The 16,941-nt window shown below is 48.1% G+C and carries 14 protein-coding genes; 5 read left to right on the top strand and 9 right to left on the bottom strand.

Annotation, left to right across the window (positions count from 1 at the left end; all coding sequences use genetic code 11):
- Window positions 1-117: 117 nt before the first annotated feature.
- Window positions 118-855 (top strand): DUF3526 domain-containing protein, encoded by a 738-nt coding sequence (locus tag ACYVB1_RS17060; RefSeq protein WP_460925003.1) that lies wholly within the window; start codon window positions 118-120, stop codon window positions 853-855.
- A gap of 178 nt (window positions 856-1,033) precedes the next feature.
- Here the strand turns inward: ACYVB1_RS17060 and ACYVB1_RS17055 are convergent, their stop codons facing one another.
- A complete protein-coding gene (locus tag ACYVB1_RS17055; RefSeq protein WP_460925002.1) occupies window positions 1,034-2,230 on the bottom strand; it encodes an MFS transporter in 1,197 nt (398 codons plus the stop codon).
- 495 nt (window positions 2,231-2,725) lie between these two features.
- Between ACYVB1_RS17055 and ACYVB1_RS17050 the strand changes: the two genes are divergently transcribed.
- Entirely contained in the window at window positions 2,726-3,406 is a 681-nt protein-coding gene (locus tag ACYVB1_RS17050) for a site-2 protease family protein (protein WP_460925001.1), read from the top strand.
- A gap of 156 nt (window positions 3,407-3,562) precedes the next feature.
- Entirely contained in the window at window positions 3,563-4,177 is a 615-nt protein-coding gene (locus ACYVB1_RS17045; RefSeq protein ID WP_460925000.1) for a MarC family protein, read from the top strand.
- 16 nt (window positions 4,178-4,193) lie between these two features.
- On the opposite strand, the gene ACYVB1_RS17040 is transcribed toward ACYVB1_RS17045, so the two are convergent.
- The 4 genes from ACYVB1_RS17040 to ACYVB1_RS17025 form a co-directional block, all read right to left on the bottom strand.
- The gene (locus tag ACYVB1_RS17040; protein ID WP_460924999.1) at window positions 4,194-5,069 is read right to left on the bottom strand and encodes a universal stress protein; all 876 of its coding nucleotides are present in this window, start codon (window positions 5,067-5,069) and stop codon (window positions 4,194-4,196) included.
- Window positions 5,066-6,736, bottom strand: a complete 1,671-nt coding sequence (locus ACYVB1_RS17035) for a BCCT family transporter (RefSeq protein WP_460924998.1) — start codon at window positions 6,734-6,736, stop codon at window positions 5,066-5,068. The genes ACYVB1_RS17040 and ACYVB1_RS17035 overlap by 4 nt, the downstream gene beginning before the upstream one ends.
- A 17-nt stretch (window positions 6,737-6,753) precedes the next feature.
- Entirely contained in the window at window positions 6,754-7,899 is a 1,146-nt protein-coding gene (locus ACYVB1_RS17030) for a hypothetical protein (RefSeq protein WP_460924997.1), read from the bottom strand.
- 128 nt (window positions 7,900-8,027) lie between these two features.
- Window positions 8,028-8,189 carry a hypothetical protein gene (locus ACYVB1_RS17025; protein WP_460924996.1) on the bottom strand — a complete coding sequence of 54 codons (162 nt, stop codon included), beginning with the start codon at window positions 8,187-8,189 and terminating at the stop codon, window positions 8,028-8,030.
- 662 nt (window positions 8,190-8,851) lie between these two features.
- Here ACYVB1_RS17025 and ACYVB1_RS17020 point away from each other — a divergent pair.
- Window positions 8,852-9,628 (top strand): YkgJ family cysteine cluster protein, encoded by a 777-nt coding sequence (locus tag ACYVB1_RS17020; RefSeq protein WP_460924995.1) that lies wholly within the window; start codon window positions 8,852-8,854, stop codon window positions 9,626-9,628.
- Between the two features lie 410 nt (window positions 9,629-10,038).
- Here ACYVB1_RS17020 and ACYVB1_RS17015 read toward each other — a convergent pair whose 3' ends face one another.
- The 4 genes from ACYVB1_RS17015 to ACYVB1_RS17000 form a co-directional block, all read right to left on the bottom strand.
- Window positions 10,039-10,437 carry a sensor histidine kinase gene (locus ACYVB1_RS17015; RefSeq protein WP_460924994.1) on the bottom strand — a complete coding sequence of 133 codons (399 nt, stop codon included), beginning with the start codon at window positions 10,435-10,437 and terminating at the stop codon, window positions 10,039-10,041.
- A 162-nt stretch (window positions 10,438-10,599) separates the two neighbouring features.
- Window positions 10,600-11,568 (bottom strand): S66 family peptidase, encoded by a 969-nt coding sequence (locus tag ACYVB1_RS17010; protein WP_460924993.1) that lies wholly within the window; start codon window positions 11,566-11,568, stop codon window positions 10,600-10,602.
- A 64-nt stretch (window positions 11,569-11,632) separates the two neighbouring features.
- Entirely contained in the window at window positions 11,633-12,580 is a 948-nt protein-coding gene (locus ACYVB1_RS17005) for an alpha-E domain-containing protein (RefSeq protein ID WP_460924992.1), read from the bottom strand.
- A 12-nt stretch (window positions 12,581-12,592) separates the two neighbouring features.
- On the bottom strand, window positions 12,593-14,095 hold the full coding sequence (locus ACYVB1_RS17000; RefSeq protein ID WP_460924991.1) for a circularly permuted type 2 ATP-grasp protein: 1,503 nt from the start codon (window positions 14,093-14,095) through the stop codon (window positions 12,593-12,595).
- Window positions 14,096-14,749: 654 nt separating this feature from the next.
- Here ACYVB1_RS17000 and gdhA point away from each other — a divergent pair.
- Complete coding sequence (gene gdhA, locus ACYVB1_RS16995; protein WP_460924990.1) at window positions 14,750-16,090, top strand: NADP-specific glutamate dehydrogenase; 1,341 nt, start codon at window positions 14,750-14,752, stop codon at window positions 16,088-16,090.
- The last annotated feature ends 851 nt before the right edge of the window (window positions 16,091-16,941 follow it).

The following is a 16,941-nucleotide window of genomic DNA, read 5'->3' as shown; positions in this document are numbered from 1 at the left end:
CCAAGGATTATGAACGCAGCACCAAGTCAGCCGAGACCATGATACAGATTACCATGATACACATCATGCTTAAGAAATTATCTAAATAAAATCAAAACAGCCTCTAAGGGTTGTCCTTTGGCTGATCGCGGTGCTGTTCTACTCTCTTTTCTGGTTTGGTGTGGCGTTCCTGGTAGCCGGCTGCAGAAGAACTTCTCTTTCAATGCGGTCACACTGCTGGGGGTGTGGCTCATGCTCACAATTGTTATTCCTGCCTTACTGAACGTGTACGTAGCCGTAAAACAGCCGGTGCCCCAGGCGCTGGACCTGACGATAAAACAGCGCGAGGTCGTGCATGGCGGCTGGGACAAGCCAAAGCGTGAAACCATGGAAACCTTTTTCGCCCTTTATCCGCAATGGACCGACACCACCGAGATTCAGGGACGCTTTGCCTGGCGCTGGTACTATGCCTTTCAGCATTTAGGTGACGTAGCTGTGGCAGACCTGGCAAGGGAATACCAGGAGGGTTTATATGCGCGCCACCAACTGGTAGAACGGCTGAATGTGTGGTCGGTGCCCGTAAACATGCAGGGTGTTTTTAACGCCATGGCGGGTACTGATTTGCCGTCGCACCTGGCATTCCTGCAGAGCGCCACCCAATATCACGACTCAATCCGGGAGTTCTATTACCCATTCCTGTTCAGGCAGGTAGCCTTTACCCATGCCGACTATCAGAAAGAGCCGAGACATCGCTTTGCCAGTATGCCTGATTTTGCCACAGCTTACAGCGGCTTATACAAGCTGGCTATAAGCATGCCGCTGGTATATGGGGCAGGCTTTTTGTTGTTCAGAAGGAGCGCGACAGGTTTGAAATAGACGCTTGTATGCAAAGGAACCTTCTTGGTAACAGTTCAGGCAAATAACTTTAAGGGATTTTTAAGCCAGTAAATAATCTCAAAGGAAGGGAAAATCTCCGAACATGCTTAAACAGCAATATGAACCATCCCAAACCTAAACTCCGGGATGATTCATGTTGCTTTTAAGGTCTTTCAAGTTAAATCTCCGAAAATTCTTCTTGTAACCTGATGGGTTCAGGTGAATGCTTAGAAGTTTTTTGTTGCCGGATTAACAGGACAGTAAAACATGCTCCTGCCGTTGCCATAATTGTTCCAACTAATTCCGGGGAGGTAAAGCCATAGCCCATGGCAATAGGCAAACCGCCAAAGAAAGCCCCTAAGGCATTGCCTATGTTAAAGGCTGCCTGTGTCGTGGCTGCACCAAGCATCTCGGCTCCTTTGGCTGTTTTAATCATCAGTATTTGAATGGGTGCTGCTATAGCCAGCGACAGCCCACCCGCCACAAATGTCATGAGCAGCGACATAAATTTGCTTTCAGCGGTAAAGTAAATAGTCAGCAGTGCCCCGGCCATGCAAAGCAGGAGCAGGAGACAGGCTTTCACTGGCTTTACTACATCAGCCAGCCTGCCGCCTATCAGGTTGCCTACCACCATGCCAAAACCTGCCAGAATGAGAATGTAAGGCACCTGGTCGGCGGCAAAGCCTGCAACTTCTGTCATCAGGGGCGCAATATAGCTAATCCAGGCAAAGAGCCCGCCGGTACCGATGGCCGTAATCAGCAGGATAAGCCACGACTCTCTTCGTTTAAAAAAGTCCACTTCGGCGCGTGTATCTCCTGCCTTGTTTATAGGTAGCGCTGGAAGCCACAGCTGTATCATCAGCAGCGTAAGCAGACCTATAACCGTGATCAGGATAAATGTGTAGCGCCATGAGAAATGGTGGCCTATGTAGGTGCCAAGTGGTACCGTAAGCAGGTTGGCAATGGTGAGTCCGGCGAACATAAAGGAAATGGCCTGTGCCTCTTTCCCTTTCACCGCAAGTCGGCTGGCCACCACAGAACCTACGCCAAAAAAGGCTCCATGCGGCAGGCCAGCCAACAAGCGTGCGATAAGCAACGTCATGCTGCTTGGGGCAAAGGCTGAGCAGGCATTGAAGAGAGTGAAAACCACCATCAAGGTCCACAGTATTTTCTTCGGAGCAAAGCTGCGGCTGGCCACTACCAGCAAAGGAGCACCAATTACCACGCCCAGTGCATAAGCCGAAATCATGTGTCCGGCCTCCGGTATGCTAATATTGAAGTCAGCTGCAACATCGGGCAGCAGACCCATCATGACAAATTCAGTCGTTCCTATTCCTAAACCGCCTAAGGCAAGCGGTATTAAATTCTTTTTCAAAAAAGTGCGTTTACTTGCTGTTTAAACATTAAAGGGCTGCAAGTTACGCAATCGCTACGCATTAATTGCTGCTGTTTACCAAAGAACCGTCCTTGGGTATATAAAATGCGGCCATAAGCGAGATTGGAATATTAATCCTTATAGCAACCAGTCATGGGTTATGTTTCATAAAGAAGCAGCTTCATGGCAAACGGAGCTGCTTCTTTATGAAACGTCACAGGTCATACAGCCAATAAGGTGTATATCGTTGTAGTCCCCAAAGTTGTATTCGGTTCTTCGATTATCAACGGGGTTGGAGTTGGCCGCTTGCAGCGTTTGAGACAGCATGGTTAAAAGTCCCCAATTTGCTCCTGCAGCTTAAGGCTTTAGTGTCAACAGGAGTGACCCTAAAACAGGTTGACTTTAAAACCAAAGATGGTGTAGAGCACCTTATCATTTAAATAAAACAGCCTGAAATCAGTAACTCCTTTCATAGCCTGCGTAACAGGTATAGTTATGTTTGGAGTAAATGATATACCGAAGTTCTTTCTTGCCTTCTTTCTGGTGTTGCCTGTCATCTCTTTTGTGCATGAGGCAGGGCATGTGTTTTTCGCCTGGTTAATGGGGGGCAGGAACATCAAAGTAACGATTGGTTCCGGTGATGTGCTTTTTAGAGTTGGGATGCTGGAGGTGCGCAAATATTATTTTTGGTACGGCCTCTGTTCTTTTGATAACCTGAAGCGCAATCACCGCTTTGCCAACGTCCTAATCTTTGCCGGGGGAGCACTTTTCAACGCTATCGCGGCGGTGGTGGTAATCTACCTGATAGAAAACAGAAAGCTGGAGCCGAACCTGGCCACTTACCAGTTTACTTATTTCTCCCTGTATTACATCTTTTTTGCCCTGCTGCCGATGCCTTACCCCGGCGGAAGCTACAGCGACGGGAAGATTATCCTTAACCTGATCCGCAATAAGCAACAACTGGGAGAGAGAACATTTCGGGTACAGTGGCACGAGGAAAAGAAGCAATGGTGTGTGCTGAATCATGATGGGGAACTGGTACAGGCGTTCGATGATGAGGAGAAGGCGCTGGCCAAAGCACATGAAGTAGCACAAGGCAGCCGGCCCAGCCGCTTGATTAACAGCAAAAACGGGAAAGAGATAGAGGTGCAGAACTATCCGAGGATTCCCCTGTAACGGTTTAGCTAATGAACGGCTTCCGAAGCTGCTTTACTTTAAATTTTTACCCTCCTGGCTATAACGGCTTTGCCGAGCCAATACAAAGTTTGCCCTTGTAGAAGCCTATCTTCGTACTGTCCCAAAAAGATTAGATAATTAACTTATACCTGATTTATGATTGCAGCCATTTTCAGTTTCCTGGTCATGCTGAACCCATTTGCGCTTTTCCTGTACCTGAAGCCTGTCATGAACGACTTGTCGGACGCAGATTTCCGATCGGTGTTTTTAAAAGCCACGATGATTTCTTTTTCCATCTTTCTGGTTTTTTTGCTTTTCGGCGACGTAGTGTTTCAGAAAGTCTTTCGCATCAACTTTGAATCCTTCCGGATCTTTGGTGGCATTGTGCTCTTCTCCTTTGCCTATGTTTTTATTGTGCAGGGGAAAAAAGCCTTTATTCAGATCAAAGGCGACCTGCATGATCTGGCCTCTGAAATTGCCCTGCCTTTTATGGTGGGGGCAGGCACCATCTCCCTTACTATCCTCATGTCGGAGCAGCTGGAGCTGTGGCAGGGGGTAGTGTCGCTGGCGCTTATCATGCTCGCTAACTTTATCATTATCATGGGCCTCAAGCAGATTCGCCGCGGGATGCGTTCCAAAAGCGTGCAGACAGCCTTCGATAAGAACATGGAGCTGCTTCTGCGCATCAACGGCTTTTTTCTGGGCGCTATCGGTGTCGACATGGTGGTGACAGGCATCAGCAAGCTGATGGCGGCAGCGGCGCAGGGATAGCTGCTGTGCCGCCCGCTTACTTGATAACTTCCTCTGAATACACCAGCCAAAGCGGAGTGTCGATGTCCATGTTGTATATCTTTGTTGGCACGCTGCCCAGGCTGAGTGACGGTATTGGGTTGCTTCCCTTCAGGCCAAGCACCAGCAGATCGTATTTTCCTTTGCGCAGTTGCAGGGAAATCCGCTCGGCTGTGCTTTTCCCGGCGGCACGCACCAGGGTATAAGGAACACCGGCTACTTCCTTGTGACGTTTCTGAAGCTCCCTGAACTTCCCGTTTACCACCTCTTCCGCTTTCTTGATGGCTTTCTCTTCTGATATCAGCGGGAAGTACTGTGTGGGTAGTTTATAGACGTGCATAATCTCCAGGCTTAGCCCGAGCTGGTCTGAGAGGCTCTTGCTAAGTCGCAGCGCGTGCACCGAAGCATCGGAGAAGTCTATCGGTGTCAGCACCCTTTTGATGTTAAAGCTGGCTGCTTCCGGGAAAACAAGAATGCTGCAGGGCAGGATGCGCAGCAGCTTGGTGCCCAGAGACCCTGTACTTTTATTGCTCATCCGTTTACCCAGCAGTGTCAGTTTTACGTTATACCGCTTCACCAGGTCCGCCATCATTACCTCGGTATTCGGCTCTTCACTGACCAGTATCTCATGGTCGCAGCCTCCGGCAAAATGCTCCGCCACAATGTCGGCGATGTTTGCCTCCACTTCTTTACTCAGGTCAACATCACCGAAGGCCTCCCGGAAGTCCTCGCTCAGTTCATATGTCTTAATATTATGAACAAAATACACCTGTTTTACCGGCAGGCGCTCGCATACAGAGCGGGTGAAGGCCACCAGCTTTTCATCTATATCACTTAGGTCAAGGCAGACCATCATGGCATCTATTGCAATCATAGGTTTTGTTGAGTTTTTGAAGATGGTGGTAAATTTCTTTTCCCGTCAGACACGCTGTGCTCCTGCTTTGTCGCCCGCTTCGCCAGCATCTCAGCCATTAACTGCTGGTAATCTTTCCGTTGCTGTGCTGTTTTCAACTTGTTTTCTTCTTCCAGCTCTTCGTTAAGCCCCTTGTACAGGCTATAACACATCGAGAGCAGAATGAACGCGAAGGGCAAACCCGTGATGATAACGGCCGTTTGCAGGGCCTGCAAGCCGCCTCCTATCAGCAGCACCGCCGCCACAGCTCCCTCTGCCAGGGCCCAGAAGATACGCACGCCCACAGGGGAGTCCGCCCTTCCGCCCGATGTCAGGCTGTCGACTACCAGGGAGCCGGAATCGGAGGAGGTCACAAAGAAGCCAGTAACCAGTATGATGCCGATGATGGAGAGCACCGTGGAGAAAGGCAGCTGCTCAAAGAAAACGAACAGGGCCGTAGACATATCTGCTGCCACTGCCTCCGATATAGCGGTGCCGCCTGCCAGTGCCTCCCGCAGGGCTGTGCTTCCGAACACGGTCATCCACAGAAAGGAGAGCAGGGAAGGCACAATCAGCACACCCAGCACAAACTCCCGGATGGTGCGCCCTTTGGAAACGCGCGCAATAAAGATGCCCACAAAAGGCGCCCAGGAAATCCACCAGGCCCAGTAGAAAACCGTCCAGCCCCCCTGCCAGTTTCGGGTGGAGTAGGCTTCGTTCCAGAAAGACAGCTGCAGGAAATTGCTGATGTAGGAGCCGGTGTTTTGCACATAGGAGCCTAAAATAAAAACGGTTGGCCCTAACAACAGCACTGCCACCAGCACCACCATAGCGATGCGGATGTTCCACTCGCTCAGGATACGGACTCCCTTGTCCACGCCTGTTACCACAGAGATGGTAGCCACGCCGGTGATACCGGCAATCAGCATTACCTGCGTCGTCACGTCACTGGAAATGGCCGGGAACACGTGGTTCAGCCCTGCTGCCACCTGCTTCACACCCAGCCCCAGCGAAGTGGCCAGGCCGAAAACGGTGGCCAGCACAGCCAGGATATCGATAACATCCCCTATAAGCCCATGGATGCGCTCTCCCAGGAAAGGGTAAAATACGGAGCGGATGGTGAGGGGCAGCTTGCGGCTATAGGTGAAGTACGCCAGTGCCAGCCCCACCAGGGCGTAAATGGCCCAGGCATGGAAACCCCAGTGCAGGAACGTGAAGTTCATGGCCTGCCTCGCCGCAGCGGGAGTGCCCGGCTCCCCGAGCGGGGGCGTTTGAAAGTGGTTGATAGGCTCCGCAATGCTCCAGAACAGAAGGCCGATGCCCATACCGGCGCTGAACAGCATGGCAAACCAGGAGGAGGTACTGAACTCCGGCTTCGCCTCCTTACCGCCCAGCCTGATGTCGCCGAACTTTCCGAAGGCCATATACAGGCAGAAGGCTACGAATACATTCACGCTCAGGATAAACAGCCAACCCATGGTGGAGGTAACGGCCGCCTGTACTTCGCTGAAGAACGCTTCGGCACCCTCCCTGAAAAGAAGGACCAGCGCTATGCTTATGATTAGGATAACAATAGAAGACCAGAAAACGGGACCGTTTACTTCCAGACCCAGTGACTTCTTTGTATCGCTTCTTGCTACTTTACTCATCAATCAGAAATTTAGAATCAGAAATAATACCCCATGTTTATGTTAAAGCGCATGTGCCAGTCTGTGTCTCCGGGTGTGCCGAAGGCAAGGGCGTTTGTCCACTCCGGGCCGAGCCAAGGTTGATTATACCCCAATGCTGCATCGGTATAAATGTACATCGGGCCGGCGGTGAACAAGGCACCCAGCACGTTCATGTGGGTGTTCTCGAAGCCACTGACACGCTTGTTATAGTAGCCGTAGTTGTTGTAGAAGGTGATGCCCTGCAGCAGGCGCGTTTCGATGGGCAGGTGATAGGCTAAGCTGGCGGTATACATTTCGCCTCTGGTGGCCACATTGTAGTTCGCACCATAGGCCCCCATCTCCACAAAGTTCAGGTCAGCCCCGGCTGCATATTGTGGGTTAATGCCGTAAAGCATCGCCTGCAGCTTTACATTCCAGGGGCTGTAGGTAGGTTTGTACTCATAGTGTACGGCGGCAGCGTACCTGGTGCCGTTTCGCTCTGTATCCAGGTTATAAAGGAGCCCTCCCTGAAGGGAGGCGCCCAGTTCATGGGCAAGGCTGTCGCCGAGGCGCCGTACCACCTTGAAGTCGAGCTGGTTGTTCTCTTTGTTGCGCCCGGTAATGTCGTAGGAGTAGCGGTTGGGGCTGGGTTCCGCCAGGCCAAAAACAAACTCCTCGGCGCTTTTATAATAGGCTGCCTGCCATTGCCACCGGCCGTTGTCGTGTATGTATTTCACCCCCATGTCATGGTCATCCTCGAAACCTACATAATAGGTGATGTTGAAAAACCAGTTGTTGGAGTTGTACTGCTGAATACCGAAAGGCACCTGGTTAAGGCCAACCTGTATCTGCGACCTTTCAGAAAAGTCGTACTGAAACCATCCCTGTTTCAGGAAAGCACCGCCAAAGGCCTGAGAATAATGCCTGAATTCTGCGTTCAGTTTAATGCCCTTGTACTCAGATTCCACATTAAGCCGGAACACATCATAGCCAAAGTCACCGCCCCGCTCCAGCTGGTCGTCTTTCCAGGTAGAAAGGTTGTAGTTAAAACGCACAGCGCCTCCTATCTTTAGAAATGGCTCAGCAGGGTCTTCTTCCGGGTACTGGGCATAGCATAAGGTGCTGGTGAAGCAGGTAATCAAAAGTAAAAGTATTCTTCTCATATTTGAAGGATATAGCCATACTCATTAAAAATCCTTCATCAATTGGACGGTTTTAAAATAGAAATGTTGTTCAGACGGCAGGTTTAAGTTGTTTTTATGTTGATTTTGGGTATTTGTATGTTGCTGCTTTATGTGTACAAAGCATGCAGAATGGCGGGCGGCAGAAGAAAGCCTGTTGCCAGCATTAAGAAGCCGCCCGTCCTGACCATCAGCAGGTGGGTGTTGGGGTTAACCCATTTATTGCCTGAAAGAAACGGTAACAATGCGACGGCACCTTTTCCGCCGTTCATCAGGGCAGTTGAAAAGGAGTGAAATGAAAACCCTCATAGGGAAAAGGGGGTTCTTTGACCAACTCTGCATTAACTGAGCATTTTATTTGTCAGGTGCTTCACATCATACAAAACCACTGCTTATCAAACCCTGATTCAGAAAATTTCATTCATCCTGATATTCCCCATGCGGAAAATGACTTATTTCGTTTAAGCGTATAAATAAGTTTAATATGGTCGTTAGGGCTTTATAAGGTCCAAAGATTAGTAACAAGTAAATTGATTGAGATAATGAGCACCAGATCAAGAGACCAACAAAAGAAGCAGCGCCAAAAAGAATTCAAGGAAAGGAAAGAGCATCAGGAGTCTCTTAAAGTTGCGGCAAAAAAAGCGAAGCGCGATTCATCTGGAAAAGATGATGAAACCGATAGGATGTCCAGGACCGAAGACTGAACTTGTTTCCTTCTTTCTCAGAACATGATGCGGTTCCATACTTTGATGCAGAATATCCAAAAATAAACAAGATTGGTGTTATAGCTTCATATCCACCATTCTAAAAATAGGCAGGAACTATGTTTTCTTCTGCTTTGATGGGGAATGCCCTGAGCATTGGGAGCCTATAAAACGATTAGAAGGGAACCCAAAGTGCTACTTACCAAACCTAAGAAGCCACTACATCTAATTTGGAGCGGCTTTTAGGTTCTGTAGACCGAAGGATTGAATTATTGAACATTATCTGCACACATTTTGCTGCGGTAAGTGGTTATTCCTTGTTAAAAAATTATGCATCAATCCGGGTGAAAAAGGATAAACAACCCAAGCAATACCACCCTTACTTCATGATTGCCCATTTGCTAACGCAAGGCAGTTCCACGCATCAAGGACTTAGGTTAGCACCGATGGAAGATATCCTTCAAAAGAATGGTACATTACAGAAGTGTTTAAATTCACAAAACATGAATGATTCGATAAATATCTGTTTGTCCTGTGGATACTGTTGTGACGGTACCGTGATTGGTTTTGTACAGCTCGGTCGTGAAGAGCTGCCTGTGCTGAGAGAATTAATGGAGATTGAGAATGCAAATGGTGAAGGTTTTTTTCTTCAACCCTGCAAAAATTACTGTGATGGGTGCAGTATTTATTCGAAAAGGCCGAAACAATGTGCCAGTTTTGAGTGCGGGCTTTTGAAGTCTTTCGAACAAAAGAAATTGAGTTTTGATGCGGCTGTTGAAACAATTAATGTGGTTAAACAAAAAAAGTGCGCCATAGAAAAAAAGTTAGCACTACTACAGTTTGAACTACAATCCCAATCATTTTACTTTAAGATGGTCGAATTGAAAAATTTGCTACAGAAAAACGAATCTGAATCATCCTTAACACAAAACCATCTGGATTTAATGTCGGACCTCAGGCAACTCGATAGTCTGCTGTCAAAGGAATTTGGCGTCTCAATATTTTAAAAATAAAATGTTATCGACGGATCAAAAGGATATTATACCATCACTTCGTAAGCTACCACGTTTTTGGCCGTCGTAAAGTTGGTTTTTCAAGTTACTGAGCTCCTCCCATCATAAAAACATGGTGGAGTGACACCAGGGCAGGATATAGTTTGAGGGCAGGCAAAACAAAGGAACCACCTTCTTCATTGGGCTCCCTAAATTATGAAAAGCAGTTGCACCTTGTGTCGCGCTGCTAGCACGGCTGCCAACTCTACTTTCACGACAAGCCTTCATTGTTTTATAATGGCTCCTATGTCCATCAGGATTGGCCGTAGAGGAAGCTAGCTGCCTGTACAGGTTATGAACGAGGCTTCAGCCAAGTTTGATGGCTGTGCCGTGTTAGTGGGAACAATAGACTTGCAGCTGTGCCCTTACTTCTTGAAAAAGATACGGAAGGTGGTACCTTCATCTAAACGGCTCTCCACCTCAACATGTCCCCCGGCATTCTCTACCATCTTTTTCACCATGTAAAGCCCGATGCCGGTCCCGTCCACGTGGTCGTGGAAGTGCTTGAACATGGTAAACAGCTCATCCGTGTGCCCAGCCTCATGGCCCAGCCCGTTATCGGTGACAGTAAGCACATGGTGGGAAGGTGTGCTCCTGCAATGTATCTGTATGCGCGGTTCCCGATCAGGGGAGCGATACTTGACTGCATTGCAGATCAGGTTGTAGAGCACGCTTCTCAGGTTCTTTTCAGAAAAACGAATAGCGGAACAGTCCTCCACGTTTATCTCTAGTTGAGCACCGGATACTTCAATGACCGGCTTCACTCCAGGCTCACCTCCTGTATCATAGCCGATATATTAACCAGAACGATATTCTCCTCGTTTTCCTGCTGAAGTTTTACTACATCAGTAAGGCTTTTGATAGTTTGTAAGAAACTACACCAAGGTCTTCTGAAAGCAGCGCTTAAGGTGTTATACTTCATCAACTCAATGTTCCTCCACAATGATTTGCACCGCATCCTCTTTCTTAACCCGAAGGCTGATGCTGCCGCCAATGGGCAGGGTGATCATGGGAGCGGTGTGGCCGAAGTCGATGTTGCCAGCAACCGGTAAATTCTTTAGCTCTTTTTTGCTGTGCACCATTTTAGTGAGCAACTCACGGGTTACGCCGGTGTCTTTCTGAAAGCGGCCAATGATCATGCCCTTTATTTTGTGGATGTCGGGTTGGTTGAGGATGGCCTGCAGCTGGTTTTGTACATCCTTGTAATCAATTACCTTGTTTGCTTCCAGGAAAATAATGGAATCCGTCAGGTCGGGCATATACTCGCTTCCCATTGTTAAATTGAACGTAATGAAATTCCCGCCAAAGCTTTTTCCTCTTGCCTCGCCTTCATTGATTGTCCAGAATTTTTCATTGACGATTACCTGGCTGTCCCATTCCGAATCAATATAATATTCAGAAGGTAGAATGGGGAACGTGTCTTCTGAAAAGAATGCCTTCTTCATGTATTCAAAAGAATAGTCGACGATTTTACTGGCCGCCAGCATCGTAAAATGGGGACCGTAGTAGGTGACCAACCCCGTTTTCGCGTGAATGGCATTGGCCAGTGCCGTAATGTCGGACAGGCCACAGAGGATCTTGGGGTTCTTTTTAATTAAATCGTAGTCTATATACTTTAAGAGTTGATTCACACTGGAGCCGCCCATGGCTGGAACAATGGCCTGCACGTTGGGGTCCGAGAAGGCATCGTGCAGGTCCTCAAGTCTTTTCTCAACGGGGCTTGTGTCAAACTCATCGTGCTCGTTCACATACTTTCCAAAGCTGACAGTAAGCCCGAGATCGCCAAAGCCCTTCATGGCTTGTGCTTTCATTTCGTCTGTTAATTTCGGCGGCAGGCCGTGTGCCGGTGCAATAACACGTACATGGTCGCCAGCTTTCAACTTAGGTGGTATCATAAGAAATGTTTTAGAGTGTCTTTCATCTTTTACGCAGAGGTACAGCTTTTTCCTGAACCGGAGGTTAAACCGCCAGATAGGTTTGGTCCAACTGCCCTGCCAGTTCCTGAAGGTAACTTTCTGTCTTTTCCAGAAAATTTATAGTTGATGCAGCCGGTTTTCCGGGTGTAAAGGCCTGGCAGAGGGCAAGAAGTTCCTGAGAGCCTGACGCTAATGCGTGCTTCTCCTCCGGCAGAAAACAAGTGGTTTCTTTCAGCATGGTATGGATACAGGTAAGGTTGTGGAGCAGTGACTTTGGGAATTCCCTGTTTATTAAGAGGAAATGTAGTGCATCAGCCAGGTTGGCATTTTGATGGTACACCTGTTTGTACGTGCCGTATGCTCCAATACTTTCGAGCAGAAGCACCAGGTGCCGGCTTGCGGGAAGACCGGCCTGGTCTGGGTTTTCCTGCCCGGCAATGGCCTGCAGCTGATGCAGAAGTGTCTGGTTTAGCAGCAGCGCCCTTTCCATGCACCTGCCCAGCGAGAGCAGCATCCAGGTTTCATTTCGCACCATGTTGTCCTGCAGGTGGCCTTTTATCTGGCAGCTGTTTGCCTCAACTTTCCGGGCAAAGCTCTGGAAACCTTCCTTGTTTAACCTGGCAGGGGTATAGCCGTTCAGGGCATGATAAAAACAGTTGGTGTATTCCCAAAGCTCTGGTGAAAGACTTTCACGCACCCCGCTTGCGAGCTCGCGCATCCTGGTGACACCGGCCACAACTGAATCGGGATTCGCTTCTGCAAGGCTCACATAAGAAAGCACATCAGAAGCTTTGAGTTGAGCGTGTTCAGAAAAGTAGCCCGCATGTGCGTTTGCCACATGCAGTGCCAGTTCCAGTACTTCCTCTTTTTGTTGCGTTCGCGGTAAATCCATCAGCGACACGTAGCACACCTTCAGGTACTGAGTTACATACTCCGACCGCTCCAGGAGCCGCCCCATCCAGAACAGCTTATTTCCACATCTTTTCAGCATCTTTGATTTCTTTTAAAGTAGCAGGTGCTTTAACTCCTCTTCCAGCACCCAGGTATCTTTTGAGCCGCCACCAAGCGAAGAATTGACGATCAGGTTGCCCTCCGTAAGCGCTACTCTGGTCAGTCCGCCCGGCAGCACATACTGCGTGTCCTTGCCCAACTGTGTATAGGTGCGTAAATCCACGTGGCGGGGCTCAAACTGCTTGTTGCCTTCTATGTATGTGGCGTGCAACGACAGCGACATGATCGGTTGGGCAATATACTTCCGCCTGTTTTGCGCGATCCGCTGCTTATATTCCTGTAATTGCTCTTTTGTGGCAGTGTTGCCGATTAGGATCCCCCGGCCGCCGTATTCGTCCACTGGTTTAATCACCAGCTTCTCCATGTTGTCGATGACGTATTTATAGTCGCTTTCCTCCGAACACAGATAGGTAGGTACATTGTTAAGGATAGGTTCTTCCCCTAAGTAGTACCGGATCATGGCGGGCACATAGCTGTAGACTGCTTTGTCGTCAGCGGCCCCGCAACCCGGCGCATTCACAAGATTGATGGTGCCCTTCCGGTAAGCACGCATGATGCCGGGTACCCCAATGACGGAGTCAGGTTTGAACACAAGCGGGTCAAAGTACTCATCATCCACCCGCTTATACAGCACATCTACCTGCCTTGGGCCGGAAACGGTTTTCATGTATACTTTATCCTGGTCCACATACAGGTCTTTCCCCTCTACAAGTGGTACGCCCATGCTGCGGGCCAGAAAGGCATGTTCAAAATAAGCCGAGGCCTGCATACCATCAGTTAGCACCGCACAACAGGGCTCCGTTTTCCCTTCCGGGGCCACAGACTGCATCATGGCCAGCATGTGTTCGGTGTACTCCTGCACTGGCTGTATGTGGTAGGCATCGAACAATGGAAAAAGTGTCTGCTTCATGGCATCGCGGTTAGAAAGCACATAACTGATACCGGAGGGACAGCGGACATTGTCTTCCAGAATATAGTATTCCCCGTCGCTGTGCTTGATAAGGTCGGTGCCGGAGATGTGGTTGTAAATACCACCTGCCGGGTTCAGGCCTTCCATGGCCGGGGTATAGTGTACCGAACTGGTGACGAGCTCCAGGGGCACCAGTTTGTCTCTGAATATGTGCCTCTTGTTATAGACATCCTGAATAAAGCAGTTAATGGCCATGTTTCGTTGAATAACCCCCTGCTCCAGGTTTGCCCACTCTTTCCCGGTAATAATCCTGGGAAGCAGATCGAAGGGGAATATCCGTTCGCGTGTTTTTTTGGAATGGTCAGAAGGCAGGCTAAAGGTGATGCCCTGGTTAAAAAAGGAAGTGCGGGCAAGCTTGTATTTTTTGTTTACCTCAGCTGCAGATAATTGCCCGAAGTAATCGATTATCGCTTCATATTCCGGCTTAACCGCACCGCCTTCGGTAAAAATCTCATCGAGAAAATGAGGGTTCGTCTTATATGATTCAAACACCCCCTGAACCTGGTTTTTAGTTATAGTTTGCATTTCCTGTCGCATTTATCGGCCCCCGGTTCCCTGGATGAAGGGAACCCTTGGATTTAGAAATAAATAATTCGCGCCTTTAGGTGTACAAGTTGGTTGCCAACTCCATGTATGCCGGTAGTTGGAATTCTATGAAGGGGGTGCATGCTGCTTAACGCATGAACGAATGGAGTGGTTTTGATGCTGGAAGAATGTGCAGGTTGCTGTACATAAAAAGGTAAAATCTCTGTTTGCTACTCAAACACATCAGCCTCATTTGATGCGCTTTACAGCGTCATAAACCAATATTTTAGTGTTTTTATGCAAATTACCGCCACAGGCCTGATTAAAATACGGATACTAAAAAATCAGTATTTGTTCAAGGCGTTATAAATTGACAACCTAGGCAGAAAATGCCGCAGCTAAAGCCAGGGAGCTGTTAAACGGCTTGAAGATAAAGTGTAAAATCCCACACCTACTCGGTTCTAATGCAGGTATGCTTAACGACAGCACACCTGTAAAAAGTGAAGCCGAAGGGGAAATCAACAACCTTGTTAACATAAAGCAGCCTGTCTGGAAGGGCTTTAATACCAGGGCTACAACTTTAGAGGTCTTCCGTAGGTAAAAAGCATAGCAGTAGCGAATACTACTCCTCATATTCATTTTTCAAGTAAAGGCATGGATGCACTGGTAAAAGAGTTCCTGGAAAAAGTTGAGTCAAGAGACCCGCATCAACCAGAGTTTCTGCAATCTGTACAGGAAGTAGCGGAGACAATTATCCCATTTATAGAAGAGAATCCAACGTTTAAGAAGGCCAGAATTCTGGAACGCATGGTAGAGCCAGAGCGTGTCCTCATGTTCAGGGTACCCTGGCTGAACGATCAGAACGAAGTGGAGGTAAATCGTGGGTACCGGGTCCAGATGAACAGCGCCATTGGACCCTACAAGGGAGGGCTTCGCTTTCACCCTTCTGTGAACCTGAGCATCCTTAAATTCCTGGCCTTTGAGCAGGTATTTAAAAACAGCCTTACTGGTCTGCCTATGGGCGGCGGCAAAGGAGGATCAGACTTCGACCCAAAAGGAAAATCAGACAGTGAAGTCATGAAGTTTTGTCAGAGCTTTATGACAGAACTTTACCGCCATGTAGGAGCTGACATAGATGTTCCGGCGGGTGACATTGGAGTTGGCGGAAGAGAGGTAGGTTATTTGTTTGGCCAGTACAAGCGCATAAAGGGGGAGTTCACCGGGGTACTTACCGGCAAAGGAACCAGTTGGGGCGGCAGTGTCATACGTCCGGAGGCCACAGGGTATGGGGTTGTCTACTTTGCGGAGAGTATGTTAGAAACACGTGGGGAATCTCTGAAAGGAAAAACAGTGCTTGTTTCCGGCTCAGGAAACGTAGCGCAGTATACGGTAGAAAGATGCATACAGGCAGGCGCTAAAGTCGTAACGATGTCCGATTCCAGCGGGTTTATCTATGATCCGGAAGGTATTGATGCTGAAAAGCTGGCCTATGTGATGGAACTGAAGAATGAAAAACGGGGGCGGATAAGAGCATATGCTGAAATGTTTGGATGTGAGTTTTTTGAGGGGGAGCGGCCCTGGAAAATAGCATGCGATGTTGCCTTTCCATGTGCAACGCAGAATGAGTTGAATGAAGAAGATGCCCGAACGCTTGTTCAGAATGGCTGTATCTGTGTAGCGGAAGGCGCCAATATGCCGAGTACACCAGAGTCAATTCATGTCTTTACAGAAGCAAAAGTTTTATATGCGCCAGGTAAAGCCTCTAACGCCGGTGGGGTGGCCGTGTCCGGACTTGAAATGTCACAGAATTCACTGCGCATTTCCTGGAGCCGGGAAGAAGTGAACAGCAAACTCTGGCAAATCATGAAAGATATTCATGGGGTTTGTGTAAAGTATGGGACAGAAGAAGACGGCTATATCAACTATGAAAAAGGAGCTAATATTGGAGGCTTTGTTAAAGTAGCTGAGGCTATGCTGGCTCAGGGAATAGTTTAGAAAAAGACGAGAGTAATCAAATCAGAATCGAAACAAACCTCATAAGCTAAACATAAATATTACCGAATTTTCAAAATCTTATTTTGGACAAAAAATTGGGACTGATGCTGGTAAAACAGTTATGCTGAGAGTGGTCCCAACTGCCCTTTATAGCCTGCGGTAAATTTTAAATAACTCAGAAGCGTCACTTTTCTTAGGATGAGGAGATGGTTTGCTCTTCTGGGCCACTGCACAAGAACGGATGATAACATGAAAAGGCGTCCTGGTATATTCCTGAGATGCCTTTTTGCCTTTTTAGCCCTTTATCAAAAGTTCGGGATGATTCATGTCTGAAAAGTGCACAGCAAACTTTCCATGTTTTAACTTTGCCTTTATGCAACTATCCACACAAACAGGTGAAGAAATGCTGCGAAATCAGCGGGTGCGGTTTTTTGATAGCGACTTTTATGTTTAGCAGGACTGGCTGTAGAGCAAGCTAACAGTGGTGGTGCAGCAAAACCCCATAGCAGGAACTAAGGTTGCACTGGGTTATGATAAATTGATTTTTATACTCTTTGTACAGCTTTACTCCCTCAGGCATACCCTCTCAAACCTCCATCCTGTAAAAATCATTACCTTCATCTTCACGATTTACGCTGTCTAAGTTCATTGAATAAAAATGAACTCTTTAGTTATTTGGCTTCATACGTACAGTCGATTGTATGATAGTAAAAGCAAGCTTAAGAGAAGTTATATAGAAGTTATCATCGTTTCTAACTGGCGAAGACGGCAGCGCGGGCGGTTTGCCGTACTTGTTTTCGACAGGGGAAATACTCTTTTCGTCATTTAAAGCATATAACTCCGAGCCTTCG

This window comes from Pontibacter brevis, assembly GCF_054779655.1.
The sequence above is the reverse complement of the archived record's forward strand: the minus strand, read 5'-3'. Positions and strand labels throughout refer to the sequence as shown.